Raw genomic sequence first — 22,661 nt, 5'->3', positions numbered from 1 at the left:
AGGCTTGACCACGAACATAGGATCTCGACTCTACAGACGTGGTGCGAGAGCCGAGCATGGGCTCGGCTCTACAGGAGCATGGCGCTATCGCTTCAACCGCGGGTCCGCCAGCTGTGCATCCTCCCAGCCACGGCGCACCGCACCGCGCGCCTGCGCCCATTCCAGCCGGCTGCGGCCACGTTCATTGGCCCAGCGCGATTCCAGCTCGGCTTCGACCTGTTCGTAGGCGCGGATCATGTCCTGTGCGCGAGCCGCATGGCCGATACGGTAGGCAGGCTCGTAGTCCTCGAAGAACAACTGGTCGTCGTAGTAGGGCTCGGCCGTGTAGCGTTCGCGCCAGTAGTTGCTGACCGCATCGCGCGGGGTGCTGTCGTCCGGTACGCGGCCGGGGATCTGGTACTCGGTCATGGAAGGCTCCGTTGTGGACGAAGCCCGATCGTGCCTGCGTGGCGGTTAACGGCCCGGTCCGGCAGCGTGATAACCAGATCAATCCGCCGGGCATCCCGCGGCGTTACCGATCACCCGGCGTCGGCATCCTTGCGCGGCAGCTTGTAGATCACCGCGCCGATGGCAAACGCCACCAGTGCCGCGGCGATGTTCTGCCAGCTGGCACTGGCGAACAGCGCCAGGCACAGCAGCAGCGCCAGCACCGGAATAAGCGGGCCACCCGGCAGCTTCAGCGCACCTGGCCGGTCGGCGTAGCGCTTGGCCAGCACCAGCACCGCAGCGGCCGTTCCGATGTAGGCGAACAAGCGCGTGGTCATCGACAGCAGGGCCAGCTGCACGAACGAACCGGACAGGGCCAGGCCGAGCGCGATCAGGCCCTGGCAGAGGATCGAGGCGGCCGGGGTGTGGAAGCGTGGGTGTACCTGCGCCAGGATCTTCGGCCCGTAGCCATCGCGGGCCAGCGCGAACAGGAAGCGCGGGCCCATCATCATCGTGTTGCTGTTGGTGCCGAGGATGGAGATGGTGGCGCCGACCGTCAGGATCAGCGCAAGCGCTTCGCCACCGAAGCCGGCGGCGGCATCGGCCAGCGGCGTGGCCGAGCTGGACAGGCCGGCCAGCGTGCCCTGCGCCACCACCTGCACCGCGCCGTAGATGACGGTGACGGTGATGATCATGGTGATCAGGGCGAACGGAATATCGCGGCGCGGATTGCGGTACTCGCCGGCAGCGGCCGGGATGTTCTCGAAGCCCGCGTAGGCGTAAAGCAGCAGCAAGGCGGCTTCGCCCATGCGCTGCAGGTCATGCGGGTCCGGACGCTGTCCGGAGAAGGCCAGCTGTGGGTCGATGTAGAACGCACCGATGGCCACGAACAGCAGCAGCGGCAGCATCTTGCCGATCACCAGCACCACGCCGGTACGCGCGGCCGAGCGCACGCCGATGATGTTGACGCCGGTTAGGAAGCCCAGCGACACCACGATCACCGCGATGCGCCCCATGCCGGCACCGGCCCACGGCCAGAAACGCGCGACGGCATCGGCCAGCGCGTTGCTGAGTGCGGCCGCCGAGCTGATGCGGGTCAGCCAGATCATCCAGCCGATCTCGAACCCGGCGAATCGCCCGAACGCCTCGCGTGCATACAGGTAGCTGCCACCGGGTTCATCGAAGTAGCTGGCGGCCTGCGCGTAGCACAGCACCAGCAGCGCGACCACGATGCCGGCGGCGACCACGCCCCACAGGCTGAAGGGACCGAGCAGGGCGACGGTGGCGGCCGGCAGCAGGTAGATGCCGCTGCCGATCACATCGTTGATCGACAGGCCGACGATCTGCCAGCGGCTGACCGCGCGTTGCAGCTGCGGTTCGTCCTGTGCGCTCAATGGCCGTCTCCATTCAATGAAGGCAGCTCCCATTGCGCCTGCAGTCGCCTGTACTCGGCGCGCGGCAGCAGGACGAAACGCGGCGCGTCCTGCGGCCGCAGCCAGTCCAGCAGTGCCTGCATGCGTTCCTGCGGCATGGCCGTGCAGCCGGCGGTGGCCTCGCCGGGCTGGCGCCACAGATGGGCGAAGATGCAGCTGCCCTTGCCGGGCTGGTTGTCCGGGTTGTGGGCGATCACGAAGCCCTCCCGGTAGCGCACGTCGCTCTTGTTGTGCAGATCCAGCCGCATCGGCTCGGTGGAGCCCTTGACCGCTGCATTGCCGACCTTCTTTTCATCAACGATGCGGTTGTAGAACGGCGAACCGGGCACGTCCATGCAGTAGCTGCTGTCCAGCATCGGCTGGTAGGGCATGGCGGTGCCGCGGCGGGTGACGGCATAGCCGAACGCACTGCCGAGCGCGAATATGCCGGCCGGGCTGCGGCCATCGCCTTCCTGCTTCTGCGGGCCGTCGGCCTGCGCCGGGTGCAGGCCCAGGCCCCAGGCACTGCCGGTGCGGCCGAGCGCCACCGGGAACGCCTGTCCATGCGCGTGCCAGCCCTTGCCGTCGCGCACATAGGCCTGCAGTTGCCCCTGGGTGCTGTCCCAGCCTTCGCTGGTGACCACGATCAGCTGGCGCGCACCATCCAGCGGCGCAGCGTGGACGCATACCGCCGCGGCAAGCAGCAGTGCAGCGGTAGCGAAACGGACCAGTGATTTCATCAACAGGTGCTCCGGTCAGGAATCCAGCAGGTGGTCGATCCGCTCCAGGTTCACCGCAAGCTGCCGCTGGCGGTCCGGATTGGTGTGGCAGAGCAGCACGAACAGGAAATCGAGCAGGGCGTGCATGGCGCTACGGTACAGCAGCTGCGCGACCTGCGGCGTGCGGTCGTGCGCACACACCACCAGCGCAGCATCAGCATGCGCGCGCAGCGGGTTGGCGGTGTGGCGGGTGATGGAAATCACCTTGCCACCCATGTCCTGGAACTGCCGTGACAGCTGCGAAAGCTGGGGCAGGTTGCCGAACTCGGAGAACATCAGCAGCGCATCGCCCGGGCGTGCGGCCGACAGATTGGCCAGCATCAGGATCGGGTCGGTATGCGGCACCACCAGCAGGCCAAGCAGCGACAGCCGCATGGCGAACTCGCGCGCGAACAGGCCGTCGTCACCCAGGCCGTACACGAACAGCTTGGGCGCACCGTCGAGCAGCTGCACGATGCGCTCGATCTCCGCGCGTGGATTGGCCTGGCGTGTTTCCTCCTCGGCCTGCGCCTTGCTGCGGCGCAGCGCCTCGCCCAGGCGCAGGTAGTCATCGCCGCTGTCGGGTTCGTCGGGCGCCTGCTGCGGATCGGCACCGGCGCGGGCGACGTCCTGGCCGATGGAGTACTTCAGGTCCGGGTAGCCCTTGAAGCCGAGCTTCTGGCTGAACTTCACCACGCTGGACTGGCTGATGCCGAGCGCACTGGCCAGCTGCTGTGACGAGTAGTCGCGCAGCAGGTGGGCATTGTCGAGGATGAAGTCGGCGATGCGGCGCTCGATGGCCGACATCTGCCCGCGCTCGGTGCGGATCTTCAGCAGGGGCGGCATGCGGGGTGTCCGGGCATGTGTGGGCGCGTTGCGGCTGGCAGCGTAGAGCGTGTCATGGAATGGGTCGAGCGGGTTCCAGCCTCGAAGAGGTTACGGAGCGCAGTTGTTGCTTTTGACGTTGAGTCCGCCTTCAAGCGAGCCGAGCACCGCAGGTCCGGCGAGGGCGAAGAGGCGCGGGTGTCTGAGGGTAGCGAGTTCCCGCGCCGTCCCTCGACGGGCCGAGGAGCGCAGGGAACCGGTGCGTAGCACCGGCTCGCGGCCGGCGGAGCGTTTCTTTTGGTTACTTTTCTTTTCGCGAAAAGAAAAGTAACGCGCGACCCAACGCCAGTGGCACGCAACGTCAGCCGCAAGGCAGAAATCAACCCAGCATCTCCAGCCCACGCACTTCGGTGATGCCCAACCCCGGCACGTCGCTGATGCTGATCTCCGATTCGTTGAAATGCACGCCGCCGCTGACCGGGTCGAACTGGCCCAGCGAGGGACCGTCGAGGTCAACCTTGGTGATCACATCACTCTTGGCCACGGCCAGGTGCACGGCTGCGGCCACGCTGATGCTCGACTCGATCATGCAGCCGATCATGCACGGCACGCCGTAGATGCCGGCGATGTCGGCGATGCGGATCGCGTTGGACAGGCCGCCGGTCTTCATCAGCTTGATGTTGATGATGTCGGCCGCGCGCTGCTGGATCAGGTCCATCACCTGGCTGGGGCTGAACACGCTTTCGTCGGCCATCACCGGCGTGTTGACGCGGTCGGTGACGTACTTCAGGCCACTGATGTCCGCGGCCTTCACCGGCTGCTCCAGCAGCTCCAGCACCACGCCGGCTTCCTCCAGCGTGCGCATCGCATGCACCGCCTGCTTGGCGGTCCAGCCCTGGTTGGCATCCAGGCGCAGCAGGGCGCGGCCTTCCACGGCGGCATGGATCGCCTTGACCCGTTCGATGTCCAGCCCGATGTCCTTGCCGACCTTGATCTTCAACGACTCGAAGCCGCGTTCGATCGCCGACAACGAGTCGGCCACCATCTTGTCGATGTAGTCCACGCTGATGGTGATGTCGGTGGTGATCACCGGGTCGCCGCCGCCGAGCATCTGGTACAGCGGCGCACCGTGCAGCTGCGCCCACAGGTCGTACAGCGCGATCTCCACCGCCGCCTTGGCGCTGGTGTTGCGCTCCATGGCGGTCTGCACCAGCGTGCACAGATGGTTGAGGTTGACCACGTCCTGGCCGATCAGGCGCGGGGCGATGAAGTGGCGGATCGCTTCGATGATCGAGCCGTGCGTATCGCCGGTGATCACCGCAGTGGCCGGGGCTTCACCGTAACCGGTGTGGCCGGTGTCGGTGCGGATCAGAACCACCACGTCTTCCACGGTTTCCACCGTGCGCAGGGCAGTCTTGAACGGCGTCTTCAGCGGCACGCGCAGCATGCCCAGTTCGATGGCAGTGATCTTCATTCAGGAGTCTTGGCCCGCAGGCGCTGGATGTTGGTGATGCGGTCGATGTAGCGGACGGTATCGCTGGCCATCATCGGCTCCAGCGGCGTGACCGAAACACCATTGAGGTGGGCCTGCACGCGCGTGCCGTCGGTACCGAACCAGCTGCCGCCCGCCGTATCGTGGATCACCCAGGTGCGGCCGTCGACATGGCCGATGGCCATCATCACGTGCCCGGGAATGTAGACGAGGTCGCCCACCTGCAGGTCGGTGACGGCGCGGTCGCGTACCGCTTTGCCGTCCTTGCCGGTGAAGGGCAGGCGATCCAGCGCGGGGCTGACCGCCTGTGCACTGGTATTGCGCGGCAGCAGCACGCCGAAGCTGCGGTAGATCTCGGAAACGAACCCGCTGCAGTCGCGGGTGTCGTAGTCGTGGCCCCATCCGTAGCGTTCGCCCAGGAACTTGAAGGCCTGCTGCAGCAGCAGGCGCGGGGTCAGCGGCAGGTAGTCGGCGGCTGTGTCCTGCGAGCGCGGCAGCAGCGCCGGCACCAGCTTCAGGCGCCCGTTGGCCTCGCGCACCGGCAGCTGCACCACCCACGACGCGTGCGCCTGCTGGCCGTTCACGGGTTCTGAAGCGGGCCAGTCGGCCAGCACCGGCAGGCGCACGCCCATGTCCAGCTGCAGGCGCGAGACGCGCGGTTCCTCCGGGGTGTAGGCGGTCTGCGCGGTGGCGCCGGTGACGATGCGGTACGGGCCCTTCGTGCCATAGCCGAGCACCGTGGCCTTGTCGCCGCTGGCGATGGCATCGGCCTCGATCCATGCGCTGTAGCGCTCGCTGTGCACGAACAGCCAACGGCCATCGGTACTGCGATGGACCACCGCGACCTTGTCGCCGGGGAACAGTGCCGATTCCTGGAAGCGGTCGATGTCGGTGTCACCGGCAGTGCTGAAGACCCGCTCGCGGGTGGGGAAGGTACGCAGTGCCGCGCGCTTCACCACCAGCCCGTAGGCCGGTGGCACCTGGGCAGGAATCGCATCGAGGCCGAGGTTGGCTTCGATCGCGCTGCGCAGTGCGGTCGCGATCGCCTGGCCCTTGTCGTTGTAGAGGGCGCGGGTGGGCCAACTCGACAGCGCGGTGATGCTGGCGCGAACCGTCGCCGCATCAAGCTGGGCGGGCAGTGCGGCGATGTCCTGGATGTGGCTGTCCTGCGCCCGCATCCGCGCGTTCTGTGCTTCGATCTGCGCGCGATCCAGAATCGGCGCATCGGCGTTGTCCAGGCGCGCGGCCCAGTACTGCGGGGTCAGATAGGCCTCGTGCAGGCCGATCACATAGGGCAGCGGCGCACCCGGGTCGGGCGGTGGGGCCGCCTGTGCAAAGGCCGGAGCGGCCAGCAGGCACAGGGCCAGGGTCAAGCGGCGCGGCCAATGCCGGTGCCGTTCGCGGAAAGCCAGGCTCATGCGGTGCACACCCTCCTCGAATGCCTGTTGGAATATTTATTCCTTTTGGCCCCGAAAGCAAGAATAAATTATTGACCAACATCCCGGCCCGTGTTACACAGCCGTTACCACCCGCGCTGGGGAAGTGTCGCTGTGGATCCTGCCGTTCGCAAACCGCGTCTGACTGCCGCCGCCGGCCTGGGTGCCGTGTTGCTGCTGTGGGTGTCGGCCACGCAGGCGACGGATGGGCATAGCAGCCAGCAGCGGGCGCGCCAGACGCAGGTGATCGACCTGATCGACAGAGGTCGCTTCAGCGATGCCGAAGCGCTGCTGGCAACGGCAGGCGATACCACCGAGGGGACCTTCCAGCGCGAGCGCATGCGCCGCATCCGCCTGGATTTTTCCCTCGGCGAAAACGCCGCCAAGGACGCCGTGCGCCGCTGGATTCCCGATCTGACCGACGACGAATTTGCGCGCTGGGACCAACTCGGCCTGATCGAGCATCTCGATACCGATGGCGAGCGTTGGTACTTCAAGCGCGCACCGTCGAACCTGTTCCTGCTCAGCGACGAAGCACGCGCGCGCCGCCGCACGGATGCACCGATGCCGCCTCCGGGCCCCAACGAAGTGCTCAACGCCCACCACGCAGGCGTGGTTGCCGCGGCCGAACAGAGTGGCCAGGCGTCGGTACTGCCGCAGCGCTACGAATTCACCCAGTCGCTCACGGTGAAATCCGATGTGGTGCCCGCCGGTGAAACGATCCGCGCGTGGATTCCGTACCCGCGCGAGATCCCCGGGCAGCAGGAACAGGTGCAGTGGCTGGGCAGCACCCCGGGCAAGGCGCGGGTGGCACCGGCCAGTACCCTGCAGCGCACCGCGTACCTGGAAGCCAAGGCAGTGGCTGGGCAGCCGACGCGCTTCGAGATCCGCTACGCGGTCACGATCCTCGCCCGGCATACCGCGATCGACCCGGCCAAGGTACAGCCAACCCCGGCTGATCCGGCCTTGAAGCCCTATCTGGCCGAGCAGCTGCCGCATGTGCGCTTCACCCCGGCGCTGAAGCTGTTCTCCGACCAGGTACTGCAGGGCGAGACACGTCCGTATGAAGTGCTGCGCAAGCTGTTTGCTGCCGTGGATCGCATTCCCTGGGCCGGTGCGCGCGAATACTCCACGCTCAGCAACATCAGCGATTACGCGCTGCATGCCGGCCATGCCGACTGCGGCCAACAGACCCTGCTGCTGATCGCGCTGCTGCGCATGAACGGCATTCCCGCGCGCTGGCAGTCGGGCATGGTGTTCTCCGGCGATGGCAGCGGCTACAACAACCTGCATGACTGGGGCCAGGTCTACCTGGCGCCGTATGGCTGGCTGCCGATGGACGTGACCACCGGCGCGCTTGCCAGCGATGTGCCTGCACTGCGCGATTTCTACCTGGGTGGCCTCGACGGCTACCGCATCGCCTTCAACGACGATTTCGGCCAGCCCTTCGTGCCGGCCAAGCAGCACTTCCGCTCGGAAACGGTCGACTCGCAGCGCGGCGAGGCCGAGTGGGCAGGCGGCAACCTGTACTTCGACCAATGGAGCTACGACTTCCAGTGGCGGGTACTGCCAGCCAGGCAACGCTAGCGCGACACACCGCATTCCACACCATTCAATTCTTGCAGGAGAGAGCAGGGGATGAAGGCTTACAGCATCAAGCGGGCGGCGTTGTGCGTCGCCCTTGGGGCGTGTCTGGGCGTAGTGCTGCCCGGCATCGCGATGGCACAGAACGTGAGCGGCGCAGTTGCCGGCCGTGCAACCGCGGGCGACCAGGTGACCGTGGTCAGCAACAGTACGGGTCTGACCCGTACCGTCACCGTCGGCGCCGACGGCAGCTACCGCCTCGGCCAGCTGCCGGTAGGTGACTACCAGCTGCAGCTCAGCCGCGATGGCCAGAAGCTGGGCGATCAGATTGCTGTCAGTGTGGCAGTAGGCGGAACCACCACGGTCAACCTGGCCAGTGGCGGCGGCGTCACCAATCTCGATGCGCTGCAGGTGGTCGGCACCCGCGTGGTCAACCGCGTGGATGTCTACTCCACCGAGACATCCTTCAACATCAACCGCCAGGAGATCTCGCGGCTGCCGGTGGCGCAGGACCTGTCTGCGGTCGCGCTGATGGCGCCGGGCGTGGTCGGCGGCAACTCGTCATTCGGCGGCCTGTCATTCGCTGGTTCATCGGTGGCCGAGAATGCGGTCTTCATCAATGGCCTGAATGTCACCGACATGTATACCCGTCGCGGCTTCAGCACCGCGCCGTTCGCCTTCTTCAAGGAGTTCCAGGTCAAGACCGGTGGCTACTCGGTCGAGTTCGGCCGCTCCACCGGTGGCGTGATCAATGCGGTGACCCGTTCGGGCAGCAACGAATTCGAGGGCGGTGTTGAAGTCACCGCCGAGCCCAGTGCGTGGCGCGCCAGTGGCGGCGATCATTTCCACCGCGACGGCACCCCGCATTCCTACGGCAGCCGCGACAACAACTCCTTCCTGAAGACCAACGTGTGGGGCTCCGGCCCGATCGTCAAGGACAAGCTGTTCCTGTTCGCGATGTACGAAGACCGCAGCGACAAGGGACACAACACCTCGTCCGATGGCAGTACCTGGTTCAAGAACGATTCCGGCAACGGCTTCTGGGGCACCAAGCTGGACTGGAACATCAACGACAACCACAGCCTGGCGCTGCTGGCGTTTTCGGATGAGGGCGATGTCACCAATGCGTCGTACGGTTACAACTGGAACGCCGACCAGCTCGGCGCCTGGGGCGGCGATTCGGTCACCGAGACCGGCGGCCGCAACTGGTCGGCCACCTACACCGGCCACTTCGGACAGAACTTCACCGCGCGCGCCATGGTCGGCCAGAACAACCAGCGTGCGTTCACCAATTCATCGCTGGATCAGGCCTGCAGCCCCGTGTTCACCGACAGTACCTACGGCCCGCGCCTGGGCAAGCTGCAGGGCCTGCGCGCAGGCTGCCACCCCACGGGCACGGCAGTGGCCGAGCGTGACGATACCCGTGACGTGGCGCGACTGGACTTCGAATGGCAGCTGGGTGACCACCTGCTGCGCTTCGGTGTCGACCGTGAGCTGATGACCACAAAGCAGTCCACCCGCTACCCCGGCCCGACCGAACTGAGCTACACCGCCTACGTGGCGCGCCCCGGCGATGAAGTCTGGGACGGTGCCAATGCCTACGTACCGGCTGGCGTTACCGAAATGCTGCGTGCGCGCAACCGCAAGTCGGGCGGCACGTTCGAGACCGAAGCCAATGCGCTGTACGTGGAAGACATCTGGAACATCACCCCGAACCTGATGCTGAACCTGGGCGTGCGCTGGGACCGTTTCGAGAACCGTACCGCCGCCGGCAAGGCGTTCATCAAGATGGATGACCTGATCGCACCTCGCGTCGGCTTCTCGTGGGACATGCGCGGTGATGGCAGCACCAAGCTGTTCGGCAACGCCGGCCGCTACTACCTGCCTGTCACCAACAACATCAACGTGAATTTCGCAGGTGGCCTGACTGACGAGTACAGCTACTACGTGCTCAATGGCTGGGAGAGGAAAACCTCGCCGACCGGCTCACCGTACATGGCACCGGTCGTCGGCCAGCAGATCGGGCCGACCGACACCCGCATGAACACCGGCGGTGCCGACCTGCGCCAGAGTGTGGATCGCGACCTCAAGGCGGTCTACCAGGACGAGTACATCCTGGGCTTCCAGAACATGATCAACCAGGCATGGTCGTGGGGCGTCAACGCCACCTATCGACGCATGACCCGTGCGCTGGACGACATCCGCATCAATTACACCCCATGCGGCCCGACCCCCAGCACGCTGTGGCCGATCGCCAACCCGGGCGAGAGCCTGACGATCTGGGGTGATAAGAGCATCGGCTGCGCCAACGAGGGCTGGATCACCATCGATACCGCCAACAGCGGTTATCGCAAGGGTGGCAGCGGCGAGGTGATCGGTTACTCCAAGCCCAAGCGCACCTACAAGGCACTGGAGTTCCAGATCGACCGTGCATGGGACGAGAAGTGGATGTTCAACGCGTCCTACCTGTGGTCGAAGAGCGAGGGCAATTTCGAAGGCCCTGTGAATTCCGATACCAACTACGGCGACACGGGCATGGTTCAGTTCTGGGACCATCCGGCCACCAACGAGCGCTATGGCGTGCTGTTCAACGACTTCCGCCACCAGTTCAAGCTGCGTGCCGCTTACGCGCTGAACAAGCAATGGTCGTTCGGAACCACGCTGCAGGTGCAGTCCGGTGGTCCGATCACGGCCTACGGCGTGATGTGGCCAAACGATTCCATCGCCGGTGGTAGTACCTCCAGCGAAGGTAGCGGTGGTGGCACCGGCTGGCTGTGCGTGGCCAACTGTTCCGGTCCGTACAACCAGCGGCAGTTCGAGTACAGCCCACGCGGTGCGTTCGGTCGCCTGCCGTGGACCTGGACCATGGGCGCCAATGTGACCTGGCGTTTGCCGGTGGAGGGCATCGACCTCAGTGCACGGCTGTCGGTGTACAACCTGTTCAACAACCAGAAGACCATCAACGTGCACCAGCGCTATGAAGCGCAGCCCGGCCAGTACCGCGAGGCGACGTTCGGCACCGGGACGCGCTGGCAGGCCCCGCGCTACACCCAGCTGGTGGTGACCTGGAACTTCTGAGGCCACGATCCCCGCCGTCCACCGTGACGGCGCGGGCAATGGAAGGGCTGCGCGCATGTACCACCTGCTGATCGTCGCGGCGGCACTGGCCGCACCGTCCGCTTCGGCGACCGACATCGCCTCCCTCGATGCCGACGTCGCCGCCGTGGTCCAGCACGAGCACCTGCCTGGGCTGGCCATGGCGGTGGTCGAGCAGGGGCGTGTGGTGTACCAGCATGCCGAGGGCGCGCGCGGCGATGGCGGCCATATCGACCAGGACACGCTGTTCAAGATCGCCTCCAACAGCAAGGCGATGACCGCCGCGCTGCTGGCGCGGCTGGTGCAGCAGGGCAAGCTGCGCTGGGAGGATCCGGTGCGGCGGCATCTGCCGGACTTCCGCATGCACGATGCGTGGGTGGGCGAGCAGATGCAGGTGCGCGACCTGCTGATCCACAACAGCGGCCTGGGCCTGGGCGCCGGTGACCTGATGCTGTGGCCGGAACCGAACACGTTCACCCGCGCCGACATCATTGCCGGGCTGGCGCACCTGAAGCCGGTCAGTAGTTTTCGCAGCCACTACGCCTACGACAACCTGATGTATGTGGTGGCAGGTGAAGTGGCGGCGGCGGCGGGTGGCAAGCCGTATGACCAGCTGATGCGCGAGCAGGTGTTCGAGCCACTGGGCATGACGCGCTGCCAGGTGGGGGCGTGGTCGGTGAAGCGCGTGGGCAACGTGGCGCAGCCGCATGCCCGGCGCGGTGATCGCAATAATAAAGTGGTGAACGCCGATGGAGCGATCAGCCCGGACCAACCCTCGATGGCGGCTGGGGGCATCCGCTGTTCGTTGCGCGACATGACGCGCTGGATGCAGGTGCTGCTGGATCCTGCGCTGGTGCCGGAATGGCTGGGCGCTGAGCAGCGCCGCACGCTGTGGACCCTGCACATGCCCATGCCGCTGGGCGAGCGCCAGCGGCGCTGGGACAACGCGCATTTCTACGGTTATGGGTATGGCTGGCGCGTGTCGGACATGGACGGGCAGTGGAAGGTGGCCCACACCGGCACGCTGTCGGGCATGTATTCGTCGCTGGCGCTGCTGCCCGACCGCAGGGTGGGCGTGGTGATGCTGATCAACGGCGAAGGCGAGGATGCGCGCACCGCGCTGATGCAGGCCACGCTGAAGCGCTTCACCGCACCCGACGATGCACGCCCGGCGATGGAATACCTGGCCGAACTGAAGGCGGACCAGGCCGCTCGTGCGGCAACCGGGCATCAGCGACCTGTGACTTCATCTGCGCAGCGACTCGCGGCTTCCGATCTGCAGCGCTGGCAGGGCCGCTACGCCGATCCCTGGCTGGGCCCGGCCTCGCTGTGCCCGGGCAAGGACGGCCTGCGCTTCAGCGTCGACAAGTCGCCAGCGCTGCAGGCGGCCGTGCTGAAGTTGCAGGGGCGCTGGCTGCTGCGCTGGGATACGCTTGGCGACGAAGCGCAGGCGTGGTTGCAGCCAGGCGAGGGCCCGGTACCGACGCTGGACCTGCGCGCCATCGATCCGGACATCGACTTCAGCTATGACTTCCAGGACCTGCATTTCACTCGTACTGGCGACTGCGCTGGCAGCGACCGCCAGCGCCGCTGAGCCACCGCGTGTTTCACCGGCCACCGACGCGGCCAGCGCTGGTTTGGTGGAGATCCGCGCGTTGTCGCCAGGCATCGACATGGACATCCGCTACGCCGGCGCCAACAACTTCACCGGCGCGCGCGTGCCCGGCTACGAGGCGTCGTCCTGCTACCTGCTGGCGCCGGTGGCGAAGGCGCTGGCCGAGGTGGAACAGGACCTGCGCGCCGATGGCTTCGGCCTGCGCCTCTACGACTGCTACCGGCCGGTGCGTTCGGTGCAGGCCTTCATGGCCTGGGTGAACGATCCGCGCGAGCTCTCGCGCAAGGCACAGCAGTATCCGGACCTGGACAAGTCGCGCCTGCTGGCCGATGGCTACATCGCCGAACGCTCCGGCCACAGCCGCGGTGCCACGGTGGATCTGGGCCTGCTGGATTGCCGCAGCAGAGCATGTACGCCGCTGGACATGGGCACCGACTTCGATTTCTTCGGGCCACGCGCGCATACGCAGACGAGCGGGCTGAGTGAGACGCAGCAGGCGAACCGGCGGCAACTGGTACAGGCAATGGCACGGCGTGGTTTCGTGAACTATCCGCAGGAGTGGTGGCACTACACGTTCCAGCCGGAACCGGATCCCGGCACCGCGTACGACGTCCCAGTGCGGTAGGGGTATCGGCAGGGCTGCGCCCTGCACCTGCAGAGGCAACTGCAACGGCCGAAGCAACAGCTGGCATTCCGTGGGATGGCTGGGTGGGTCCGGTTGCGTGGGACGCTGCAAGTCCCCCTCCGGGGTCCGGCCCAGCCGCTGGCGGCTGTGCGTTCGGGCGCTTGCGAAGCAGTGCTTCGCAAGCAAAGCGCCCTCACCCATGTAAGCTCGGTCGCCGCATCCATGCGGCTCACGCCCCCGCAACCGGACCCACCCAGCCTTCGACAATTCCCCGCGCGGTCCGTTGTAGAGCCGAGCCCATGCTCGGCTGTTCTTTGTTCAATCGTCGAGATATTCGATTTCGAGAGATTCACCCACGCATGGCGTGGATCTACCGTGGCTGCCGGATTGGGTCCGGGGCAGATCCCTTACACTGGCCGCCTCTTCATCCCTGCCCGCCCGATGAACCTTCCCCTGCACTTCGGCCTGCTCGGTACCCTGGAAGCCGGCGCCATCGCCCTGCTGGTCGGGCTGCTGGTGTACTTCCTGTGGTCGCAGCTGTGCCGGCTCCTGCACTGGACAGTCGGCCACGCGATCGGCTGGTCCTGCGTCATCGCCGTGATCATCTCCGCCGGCATCGATGCATGGAAGCTGTTCTACATGGGCATCGTGCGGCTGGAATCCCCACTGTACGCGCGCCTGTTCCTCGCCACCATCCATGATCCGAACGAACTCGGCAGCCGCGTGGTGCTGGAAATCGCCGGCGCGCTCGCCGGTGTTGCCCTCGGCTGGGTGTTGTTCAGTTCGCGGTCATTGGCACAGAACGTCGACTGACGCAGGTTTTTCGTTGGTTGCCGGTTAAATCCGGCAGCGCTGAATGCGCATCTTATGAGCTGCTCACTTGCTGCTAACCACCGCGCTAAAGCATGCGTGGAGGCGAGTGGTTAATCGTGCGTGTTGACGCTGGTCGCGGGGCAAAATCGATTCAGAAACGCGGTGGCAGGGTAGGTGCCGTGCGGAGACAACACGCCGCGCAACACCACCCAATCGGTAGGAGACACCCCTGATGACTATTCGCAACCGCAAGCCCCTGATCGCCCTGATCGTCGCCGCCGGCAGCGTGCTGGCCATTCCGGCGATGGCCCAGTCGGCCAAGCAGCAGGCCGCGCAGGCACAGAACGAAGCCGCGCAGGCGCAGCAGTCGGCGGCACAGGCAGGGCAGGCGGCTGACCAGGCGACCAATGCGGCCGCCGCGGCATCGGCGCAGGCCAATGGCGGTGGCCAGACCTGGGCCAGCATCGATACCGATGGCAACGGCACCATCAGCAAGACCGAGGCACAGGTGAACGCGGGCCTGGCCCAGGTGTTCGACCAGGCCGATACCAACAAGGACGGTGAACTGAGCGCCGATGAGTACAAGGCCTACGTGGCCGCGCAGCAGGCCGGTGCGGGTGCCGGCGCGGCCCAGGGCCGCTGATCCACACCTGATTCGGGAAGGCCGGTGCATGGGGACCCGGGCGGCTGCGGCCGCCCGGGTTTTTCTCGTCATCGCCACCCCTGTATCCTTGGCCGATGAACACCTCCACGCCTGCGCCGTCGCGCGCCATCGGCCTGGTCGGTTTTGACGGTGACGATACGCTGTGGAAGAGCGAGGACTACTACCGCAAGGCCGAGCAGGATTACCTTGACCTGCTGTCGCGCTACGTCGACGTGCATGACACCCAGACCGCGCGCCACCTGCTGGAAGTTCAGCAGCGCCACCTGGGCACCTTCGGCTACGGTGTGAAGAGCATGACCCTGTCGATGATCGAAGCGGCCATCGACATCACCGCTCAGCGCATCGAGGCCAAGGACATCCAGCGCATTCTGGACATCGGTCACGACACCCTACGCCATCCGGTCGAGCTGATCGACGGTGTGCGCGAAGCCGTGGCAGCCATCGCCGAGCACTACCCGGTAGTGCTGATCACCAAGGGCGATCTGTTCCACCAGGAAGCCAAGATCAAGGTCGCCAACCTGGGCGAGCTGTTCCCGCGCATCGAGATCGTCTCGGAGAAGGACCCGGAAACCTACGCCCGCGTGCTGGCCGAATTCGATCTGCCGATGCAGCGCTTCGTGATGGTCGGCAACTCGCTGCGTTCGGACATCGAGCCGGTGGTCACCCTCGGTGGCTGGGGCGTGCATACCCCGTATGCAGTGACCTGGGCACACGAGACCCAGCACGGCGTGGCCGACGATGAACCGCGCATGGTCACCGCCGATACCGCCCACGACTGGCCGGCCGCACTGGCGGCGATCGAAGCCAAGGCCGCGGCGGCGGCCTGACAGGGCCCGGCGGCTGCGGCAGAATCGGGCCATGAACCACCGACTGCGCATGCTGCTGTTGTCCCTGCTGCTGGCGCCGGCCACCGTGCTGGCCCAGCAGACGGCCGAGCGTTCGACCACCTATGAAGTGGACACCGGCGACAGCTGGGTCGATGCCCAGCTGCAGGACATCAATCATTACGCCGAGCGCTACCCGGATGCCTTTCTCGATGAGGTGTCGCGCTATGCCGGCGTGCCGCGCGGCTATATCAGCGCGCTGTTCACCACCCATGGCTGGCAGGCCGGGGACATCTACTTCGCCTGTTTCTGGGCCAAGGCCAGTGGCCAGACCTGCCGCGACAGCGTGCGCGCCTTCAGCCAGGACCCGGAGGGCGGCTGGGAGGCGGTGGTGAAGCGCATGCCCACCACGCCGGACAACCTGCATTACCGCGCCGTGCGCCATGCCATCGTGGCCAGCTACCAGCACTGGGACCGGCCGATCACCCTGGATGCCACCCTCAGGCGCCAGTTGAAGCGGTAGCGCCGGGCCAAGCCCGGCGAGCGCGCAGCGCGGCCTTGGGATCCGCCGGGCATGGCCCGGCGCTACCGATGTTTCATGTTGCTCTGCATATCGCCGCCGCCGCGCGCTCCGGCGACAATACGGGTTCGAGCTGTTCCCCGATCCCGTAATCGAGTGACTGATGAGCGCCTCTTTCGTTTCGCCTGATGTGATCCGCCGCCTGTTCGCACAGGCCATGTCCCGCATGTACCGCACCGAAGTGCCGTTGTACGGCACGCTGGTGGAACTGGTGGAGCGGATCAACGCGCAGGTGCTTGCCCAGGACCCGGCGCTGGCCGCGCAACTGCAGCGCAATGACGAGCGTGCGCGCCTGGATGAAGAACGCCATGGCGCGATCCGGGTGGGCACCGTGCAGGAACTGGCCACGCTGCGCCGCCTGTTCGCGGTGATGGGCATGTACCCGGTCGGCTACTACGACCTGTCGGTGGCCGGCGTGCCGGTGCATTCCACCGCGTTCCGCCCGCTGACCGGCGCCGCGCTGGCGCAGAATCCGTTCCGCGTGTTCACCTCGCTGCTGCGCCTGGAGCTGATCGAAGACGAAGCGCTGCGTGCCGAATCGGCGAAGATCCTTGCGCGCCGCCGCATCTTCACCGAGGGCGCGCTGGCGCTGATCGACCAGGCCGAGCGTGACGGTGGCCTGGCGCAGGCCGATGCCGAGCGCTTCGTCGAGCAAGCACTGGAAACCTTCCGTTGGCACGGCGATGCCACGGTCGACCTGCCGACCTACCACGCGCTGCACAACGCGCATCGGCTGGTGGCCGACGTGGTCAGTTTCCGCGGCCCGCACATCAATCACCTGACCCCGCGCACGCTGGACATCGACGCTGCGCAGGCGGCGATGATCGAACACGGCATGGCGGCCAAGGCGGTGATCGAAGGCCCGCCGCGCCGCGCCTGCCCGATCCTGCTGCGCCAGACCAGCTTCAAGGCGCTGGAAGAGGCAGTGCATTTCCCGGACGCGGAAGGTGGCGATGCCGGCACGCATACCGCGCGCTTCGGCGAGATCGAACAGCGCGGCCTTGCGCTGACCCCGAAGGGCCGCGCGCTGTACGACCAGCTGCTGTCGCAGGCACGCGATGCCGGTGGCGAAGGCAGCACCGGCGGCGACTACGGCCAGCGCCTGCAGGCGGTGTTCGCCAGCTTCCCGGATGACCATGACACGCTGCGCCAGGAAGGGCTGGGCTATTACCGCTACCAGCTGACCGACGCCGGCCGTGCCGCGCCCGAGCGCGTGGCGGATCTGCCGGCTGAAGTGCTGGTGGCCGCGGGCCTGGCGACGGCCGATCCGATCGTCTACGAGGATTTCCTGCCGGTCAGTGCCGCGGGCATCTTCCAGTCGAACCTGGGCGGCGAAGAACAGCGCGCCTATGCCGCGCACGCCAACCGCGAGGCCTTCGAGCAGGCGCTGGGCGTGGCGGTGAATGACGAGTTCGAGATCTACGAGCGGCTGCAGGCGGAATCGCTGGCGGCGCTGCGCGCCTGATCGGCACCGCTTTGGTGCGCGTGGTGGGTGCGGACCAAGGTCCGCACCCACTGGAAGCTGGTAGCGCCGGGCCATGCCCGGCGAACCGAGAATAATCAGCCCTTCATCGTGCCGGTATCCAGCCAGCGCTGGTGCCACGACAGCGCTTCCGGCAGCAGGTGCGGGGTGTGCTTGCCGTAGCTTTCGCGGCTGGCACGGTTGAAGTAATCCTGCAGCTGCGGGCGGAAATCCGGGTGCGCGCAGTTGTCGATCAGCACCTGCGCGCGCTTGCGCGGGGTCAGCCCACGCAGATCGGCCAGGCCCTGTTCGGTGACGATCACCGACACGTCGTGCTCGGTGTGATCGACATGGCTGGCCATCGGCACGATCGCCGAGATGGTGCCGTTCTTGGCGGTGGATGGGCTGAGGAACGCCGACAGGAAACCGTTGCGGGCAAAGTCACCCGAACCGCCAATGCCGTTCATGATCCGCGTGCCCATCACGTGCGTCGAATTGACGTTGCCATAGATGTCCACTTCGATCATGCCGTTCATGCCGATGCAGCCCAGGCGGCGCACCAGTTCGGGGTGGTTGGAGATTTCCTGCGTGCGCATGATGATGCGCTCGCGGTAGAAATCGATGTTCTCCTTGAACGTCTCGTTGGCCTGCGGGCTCAGCGCGAAGCCGGTGCACGAGGCATAGCTCAGCACGCCGTCGCGCAGCAGGTCGAGCATGCCGTCCTGGATCACTTCAGTGAACGCGGCCAGGTCGCGGAAACCGCTCTTGGCCAGGCCGGCCAGCACCGCGTTGGGGATGTTGCCCACGCCCGACTGCAGCGGCAGCAGGTTCGGCGGCAGGCGGCCCTTCTTCACCTCGTGCTTGAGGAACTCGATCAGGTGCGAGGCGATCTGTTCGCTGGTTGCATCGATCGGGCTGAACGGGCTGTTGCGGTCCGGGCCGTTGGTACGCACCACGGCCACGATCTTGTCCGGGTCGCAGCGCAGCGCGGTGTCGCCAATGCGGTCGTTGGCGTTCACCAGCGGAATCGGCTTGCGGTGCGGCGGCAGCGCAGTGCCGTAGTAGATGTCATGCATGCCGTCGACGCCGGCCGGCTGCCACTCGTTGACCTCGACGATCACTTTCTTGGCCAGGTCCAGCCAGGTCTTGTTGTTGCCGACCGAGGTGGAGGGCACCAGCGAACCGTCTTCACGGATGGCCGAGACTTCGATCACGGCGGTATCGATCTCGCCGTAGAAGCCGAACCACACGTGCTGGGCCACGTGGCTGAGGTGGATGTCGATGTAATCCAGCTTGCCCTCGTTGATGCGGTTGCGCGCATCCGGGTCGCTCTGGAACGGCATGCGCATGGCGATGCCATCGGCCTTGGCCAGCGCGCCATCGAGTTCCGGCGCGGTGGAGGCGCCGGTCATCAGGCTGATCTGGAAGGGCTGGCCCTGGGCATGCACCGTTTCGATGCGGCGGGCCAGTTCCACGGGAACGGCCTTGGGATACCCGGAGCCGGTAAAGCCGCTCATGGCCACGGTTTCACCGGGCTGGATCAGCGCGGCTGCGGCCTCTGCGGAGACCACGCGGTCACGGAGACGCGCGTTGGCGATGCGATCAACAGACATGACGACACGTGTTGCTGGGGGGAATCCCGATTATCGGCCATCCTCATCCGTACGGGGGGTTCTACCTTCGTGGAATGGCTTTTCCCCGGAGGGCTCACCCATACCCGCCGGTTTTGTTTTGCAGTGCAGCGTGCAAAGTGCTTTCGCAGCCCGCACGATGGCCCTGCATCCCGACGTGGGGGAGGGAGCAGAGCCCGCTGGCAGTTCGCTGCAAGCGGGCTTTTTTATTGCCTGCCGCCCAGCATGAATACGCGGCACCCCTTCAGGGTCGGATCCTTTTGCCAAGGGCAAAAGGCTCTGACCCCACCCGCGGCATCAAGCGGCGGCATCTCGGGGGCAGAGCCCTTCGCCGTTGGCAAAGGGATCCGACCCCGCGAGAATCAGGGCATGACTCTCGCCCCCGCTGACCTGCCCGCCTCCCTGCAGCCTCTTGTCGACCGCGCCCTGGCGCGCCTGGCCCAGGTCCTGCCCGAGCCCGTCCCGGCTGACCTGCTGCCGTTGCTGACCCGGTTGGCGGTCACCAGCGATTTCGCACTCGATACCCTGGTGCGGCAACCGGCGCTGCTGGCGCAGCTGGCCGCGCCCGGCTGCCCGCCGATCCCCGCACCCGTGCTCGACCCGCTGCAGCCCAGCGATTGGCCGGCGCAGATACGGCGCTGGCGCACGGCCATGTCCACGCGGCTGATCTGGCGTGACCTGACCGGGCTGGACGACGTGGCGCAGACCCTGGCCGGCGCCACCACCCTGGCCGAGGACTGCCTGCGGCTGGCGCTGGATGCCCTGCAGCAGGAGTTCGCCCAGCGCCACGGCGTGGTTCGCGATGGCGAAGGCGCTCCGCAGCAGCTGGTGGTGTTTGGCCTCGGCAAGCTGGGCGGCGGCGAGCTGAACTTCAGTTCCGATATCGACCTGGTCTACGCCTACCCACACGGCGGCGAATCCGACGGGCCGCGCGCGCTGGCCGCCGAAGAGTATTTCGCCCGGCTCGGCCAGCGCCTGGCCAAGCTGCTGGACGAAACCACCGTCGATGGCTTCAGCCACCGCGTCGACCTGCGCCTGCGCCCGTTCGGCAGCGCCGGCCGCGTCGCGCTGTCGTTCGCAGCGATGGATCAGTACTTCCAGCGCGAAGGCCGCGACTGGGAACGCTACGCCTGGCTGAAGGCGCGCGCGGTGGCCGGCGATATCGAGGCCGGTGAAGCGTGGCTGCAGACCCTGCGCCCGTTCGTGTACCGCCGCTACCTGGACTTCACCGCGCTCGATGGCCTGCGCGAGATGAAGGCGGCCATCACCGCCGAAGTCGCGCGCCGTGAACTGCATGAAGACATCAAGCGCGGCGCCGGTGGCATCCGCGAAATCGAATTCCTGTGCCAAGCGCTGCAGCTGATCCGGGGTGGCCGTGAACCAGCACTGCGCGAGCGCCGCCTGTTGGTGGCGCTGGACGCCTTGGTCGCCGCCGGACAGATCGCGCCTGAGGATGGCAGCGCGCTGCGCGAGGCTTACCTGTTCCTGCGCCGCCTGGAAAACCGCCTGCAGATGTTGCGTGATGCGCAGACGCATGTGCTGCCCAGCGATGCGCTGGACCGCGAGCGCATTGCCGTCGGCCTCGGCTACCCGGACTGGGACGTGCTGCGCGCGGCGTTGGCCGAACAGCAGCAGCGCGTCAGTACTGAATTCGCCGCGTTGCTGGCACCGCGCAAGGGCCAGGCCGCGCCCGATGCACTGGCCAACTACTGGCGCAGCCTGCCCGAAGGCAGCAATGCACCGCTGCTGGCCGAAGCCGGTTTCCTCGATGCCAATGGCGCCGACCAGTCGCTGCGCGATTTCGCCCAGGGCACCGGCGTGAAGTCACTGTCTGATGCCGCGCGTGCGCGACTGGACCGTGTGCTGCCCGCGTTGTTGCATGCGGCCACACGTTCGCCGCAGCCGGATGCCGCGCTCAAGCGCGTGCTTGGCCTGCTTCAGGCGGTGCTGCGCCGGACCAGTTATCTCGCGCTGCTGGACGAGCAGCCCAGCGCGTTGGCGCGGCTGGTCGATGTGCTGGCGCGCAGCGCACTGCTGGCCGAACGCCTGGCGGCGTATCCGCTGCTGTTGGACGAATTGCTGGACGTACGCGTGTCCGGGCCGATGCCGGATGCCGCCGGGATGCTGGCCGAGTGCCAGCAGGTGCTGCCGGTGGAGGATCCCGAATCGCAGCTGCGCTGGCTCAACGAGACGCGGCTGGCGCTGAGCTTCCGCATGGCGATGGCCACGCTGGACGGCCGCCAGGGCGCGGTGGACAGCACCCGGCAACTGGCCGAACTGGCGCAGGCGGTGGTGGTCACCGTGCTGGCAATGGCCGAGGCGGACATGCGCGCCGCACACGGTGAGATTCCCGGTGGCCGCTTCGCGATCATCGGCTACGGCAGCCTGGGTGGCCTGGAACTGGGCTTCGGCTCCGATCTGGACCTGGTGTTCCTGCACGACAATCCGGCCGGCGTGGACGCCAGCGACGGCGCGCGTCCGCTGGAGCCGGGGCGCTGGTATGCGCGCCTGGCGCAGAAGGTGATGGCGCTGCTCGGTGCGGTCACTGCTGCGGGCCGCCTGTACGACATCGACGTGCGCCTGCGCCCGGATGGCGGCAAGGGTTCGCTGGTGTCTTCGCTGGCCAGTTACACCGAGTACCAGCGCGAGCGTGCGTGGACCTGGGAACACCAGGCCCTGGTGCGCGCGCGTGGTGTGGCCGGCGATGCCAGCCTGCTGGCTGACTTCGAACAGGTGCGTGCGCAGACGCTGGGCCGCGAACGCGATCCGGCCACGCTGTATGCCGATGTGTTGAAGATGCGTGGCCGCATGCGCACCGAACTGGACCGCAGCGATGCCGCGCGGTTGGACCTGAAGCAGGGCGCGGGTGGTGTGGTGGACCTGGAGTTCCTGCTGCAGACCGGCGTGCTGGCGCGCAGTGCGCAGCATGCGGCGCTGCTGCAACCACGCGATACGCCGTCGTTGATCGATGCGCTGGCGGTTGCCGGTTTCCTGCCGGAAGACACGGCGCAGGCGCTGCATGGCGCGCATGCCACGCTGCTGGACGTGGGTCTGGCCTGCACGCTGGATCGACGTCCGCGACTGGCACCGACCACGCCCGCGATTGAAGAGGCGTGTGCCGCGATTACCGCAGCGTGCAGAGCTGCAGCGTTGCCGTTCGCCTGAGTGGTTGCATCCGCCAGAGCAATGGCCCTGCGATGACCCGCTGTTGGTAGGTGCCGACCGTTGGTCGGCACAATCTGTCAGCAGCGATGAATTCTGATGGAGCGTGCCGACCAACGGTCGGCACCCACCGGATCAATGGCTCGGCGCTGACCTGCCGGACCGATGATCTGGCCGTTGGCCTGCAGTTGGTAGGTGCCAACCTTGGTTGGCACAATCTGTCAGCGGTGATGAACTCTGATGGAGCGTGCCGACC

General features: G+C 66.7%; 17 protein-coding genes. 10 read left to right on the top strand and 7 right to left on the bottom strand.

Annotated features, from left to right (window positions below; translation table 11 throughout):
* Positions 1-84: 84 nt before the first annotated feature.
* From G5A07_RS17225 to G5A07_RS17200, 6 genes are all read right to left on the bottom strand, one after another.
* Positions 85-408, bottom strand: coding sequence for a hypothetical protein (locus G5A07_RS17225; protein WP_010484215.1), 324 nt, complete (start codon positions 406-408; stop codon positions 85-87).
* A gap of 110 nt (positions 409-518) precedes the next feature.
* On the bottom strand, positions 519-1,820 hold the full coding sequence (locus tag G5A07_RS17220; protein WP_010484214.1) for an amino acid permease: 1,302 nt from the start codon (positions 1,818-1,820) through the stop codon (positions 519-521).
* Complete coding sequence (locus tag G5A07_RS17215; protein ID WP_191863677.1) at positions 1,817-2,578, bottom strand: L,D-transpeptidase family protein; 762 nt, start codon at positions 2,576-2,578, stop codon at positions 1,817-1,819. The genes G5A07_RS17220 and G5A07_RS17215 overlap by 4 nt, the downstream gene beginning before the upstream one ends.
* Before the next feature lie 15 nt (positions 2,579-2,593).
* Entirely contained in the window at positions 2,594-3,442 is an 849-nt protein-coding gene (locus G5A07_RS17210; RefSeq protein WP_191863676.1) for a MurR/RpiR family transcriptional regulator, read from the bottom strand.
* 358 nt (positions 3,443-3,800) lie between these two features.
* On the bottom strand, positions 3,801-4,895 hold the full coding sequence (locus G5A07_RS17205; RefSeq protein ID WP_012478950.1) for a dipeptide epimerase: 1,095 nt from the start codon (positions 4,893-4,895) through the stop codon (positions 3,801-3,803).
* The gene (locus tag G5A07_RS17200) at positions 4,892-6,331 is read right to left on the bottom strand and encodes an SH3 domain-containing protein (protein ID WP_191863675.1); all 1,440 of its coding nucleotides are present in this window, start codon (positions 6,329-6,331) and stop codon (positions 4,892-4,894) included. Before G5A07_RS17200 ends, G5A07_RS17205 begins: the two co-directional genes overlap by 4 nt.
* Before the next feature lie 132 nt (positions 6,332-6,463).
* Here G5A07_RS17200 and G5A07_RS17195 point away from each other — a divergent pair, with 132 nt between their 5' ends.
* From G5A07_RS17195 to G5A07_RS17155, 9 genes are all read left to right on the top strand, one after another.
* Positions 6,464-7,936, top strand: a complete 1,473-nt coding sequence (locus tag G5A07_RS17195; RefSeq protein WP_191863674.1) for a transglutaminase domain-containing protein — start codon at positions 6,464-6,466, stop codon at positions 7,934-7,936.
* A gap of 51 nt (positions 7,937-7,987) precedes the next feature.
* On the top strand, positions 7,988-11,011 hold the full coding sequence (locus tag G5A07_RS17190) for a TonB-dependent receptor (protein WP_191863673.1): 3,024 nt from the start codon (positions 7,988-7,990) through the stop codon (positions 11,009-11,011).
* Positions 11,012-11,066: 55 nt separating this feature from the next.
* The gene (locus G5A07_RS17185; RefSeq protein WP_100447484.1) at positions 11,067-12,623 is read left to right on the top strand and encodes a serine hydrolase domain-containing protein; all 1,557 of its coding nucleotides are present in this window, start codon (positions 11,067-11,069) and stop codon (positions 12,621-12,623) included.
* On the top strand, positions 12,556-13,269 hold the full coding sequence (locus tag G5A07_RS17180) for a M15 family metallopeptidase (RefSeq protein WP_049454488.1): 714 nt from the start codon (positions 12,556-12,558) through the stop codon (positions 13,267-13,269). Before G5A07_RS17185 ends, G5A07_RS17180 begins: the two co-directional genes overlap by 68 nt.
* A 441-nt stretch (positions 13,270-13,710) precedes the next feature.
* Complete coding sequence (locus tag G5A07_RS17175; protein WP_099560566.1) at positions 13,711-14,082, top strand: hypothetical protein; 372 nt, start codon at positions 13,711-13,713, stop codon at positions 14,080-14,082.
* A gap of 232 nt (positions 14,083-14,314) precedes the next feature.
* Complete coding sequence (locus G5A07_RS17170) at positions 14,315-14,725, top strand: EF-hand domain-containing protein (RefSeq protein WP_004139214.1); 411 nt, start codon at positions 14,315-14,317, stop codon at positions 14,723-14,725.
* Between the two features lie 95 nt (positions 14,726-14,820).
* Positions 14,821-15,573 carry an HAD family hydrolase gene (locus G5A07_RS17165; protein WP_109814295.1) on the top strand — a complete coding sequence of 251 codons (753 nt, stop codon included), beginning with the start codon at positions 14,821-14,823 and terminating at the stop codon, positions 15,571-15,573.
* 31 nt (positions 15,574-15,604) lie between these two features.
* The gene (locus G5A07_RS17160; RefSeq protein ID WP_191863672.1) at positions 15,605-16,093 is read left to right on the top strand and encodes a hypothetical protein; all 489 of its coding nucleotides are present in this window, start codon (positions 15,605-15,607) and stop codon (positions 16,091-16,093) included.
* Positions 16,094-16,253: 160 nt separating this feature from the next.
* Positions 16,254-17,615, top strand: coding sequence for a VOC family protein (locus G5A07_RS17155; protein ID WP_053442430.1), 1,362 nt, complete (start codon positions 16,254-16,256; stop codon positions 17,613-17,615).
* A gap of 95 nt (positions 17,616-17,710) precedes the next feature.
* On the opposite strand, the gene G5A07_RS17150 is transcribed toward G5A07_RS17155, so the two are convergent.
* A complete protein-coding gene (locus G5A07_RS17150) occupies positions 17,711-19,225 on the bottom strand; it encodes an acetyl-CoA hydrolase/transferase family protein (protein WP_191863671.1) in 1,515 nt (504 codons plus the stop codon).
* 387 nt (positions 19,226-19,612) lie between these two features.
* On the opposite strand from G5A07_RS17150, the gene glnE reads away from it, so the two are divergent.
* A complete protein-coding gene (gene glnE, locus G5A07_RS17145) occupies positions 19,613-22,408 on the top strand; it encodes a bifunctional [glutamate--ammonia ligase]-adenylyl-L-tyrosine phosphorylase/[glutamate--ammonia-ligase] adenylyltransferase (RefSeq protein WP_054170804.1) in 2,796 nt (931 codons plus the stop codon).
* The last annotated feature ends 253 nt before the right edge of the window (positions 22,409-22,661 follow it).

Origin of the sequence: Stenotrophomonas sp. AS012628 (assembly GCF_010608305.1) — a bacterium.
Taxonomy (GTDB): domain Bacteria; phylum Pseudomonadota; class Gammaproteobacteria; order Xanthomonadales; family Xanthomonadaceae; genus Stenotrophomonas; species Stenotrophomonas geniculata.
The sequence above is the reverse complement of the archived record's forward strand: the minus strand, read 5'-3'. Positions and strand labels throughout refer to the sequence as shown.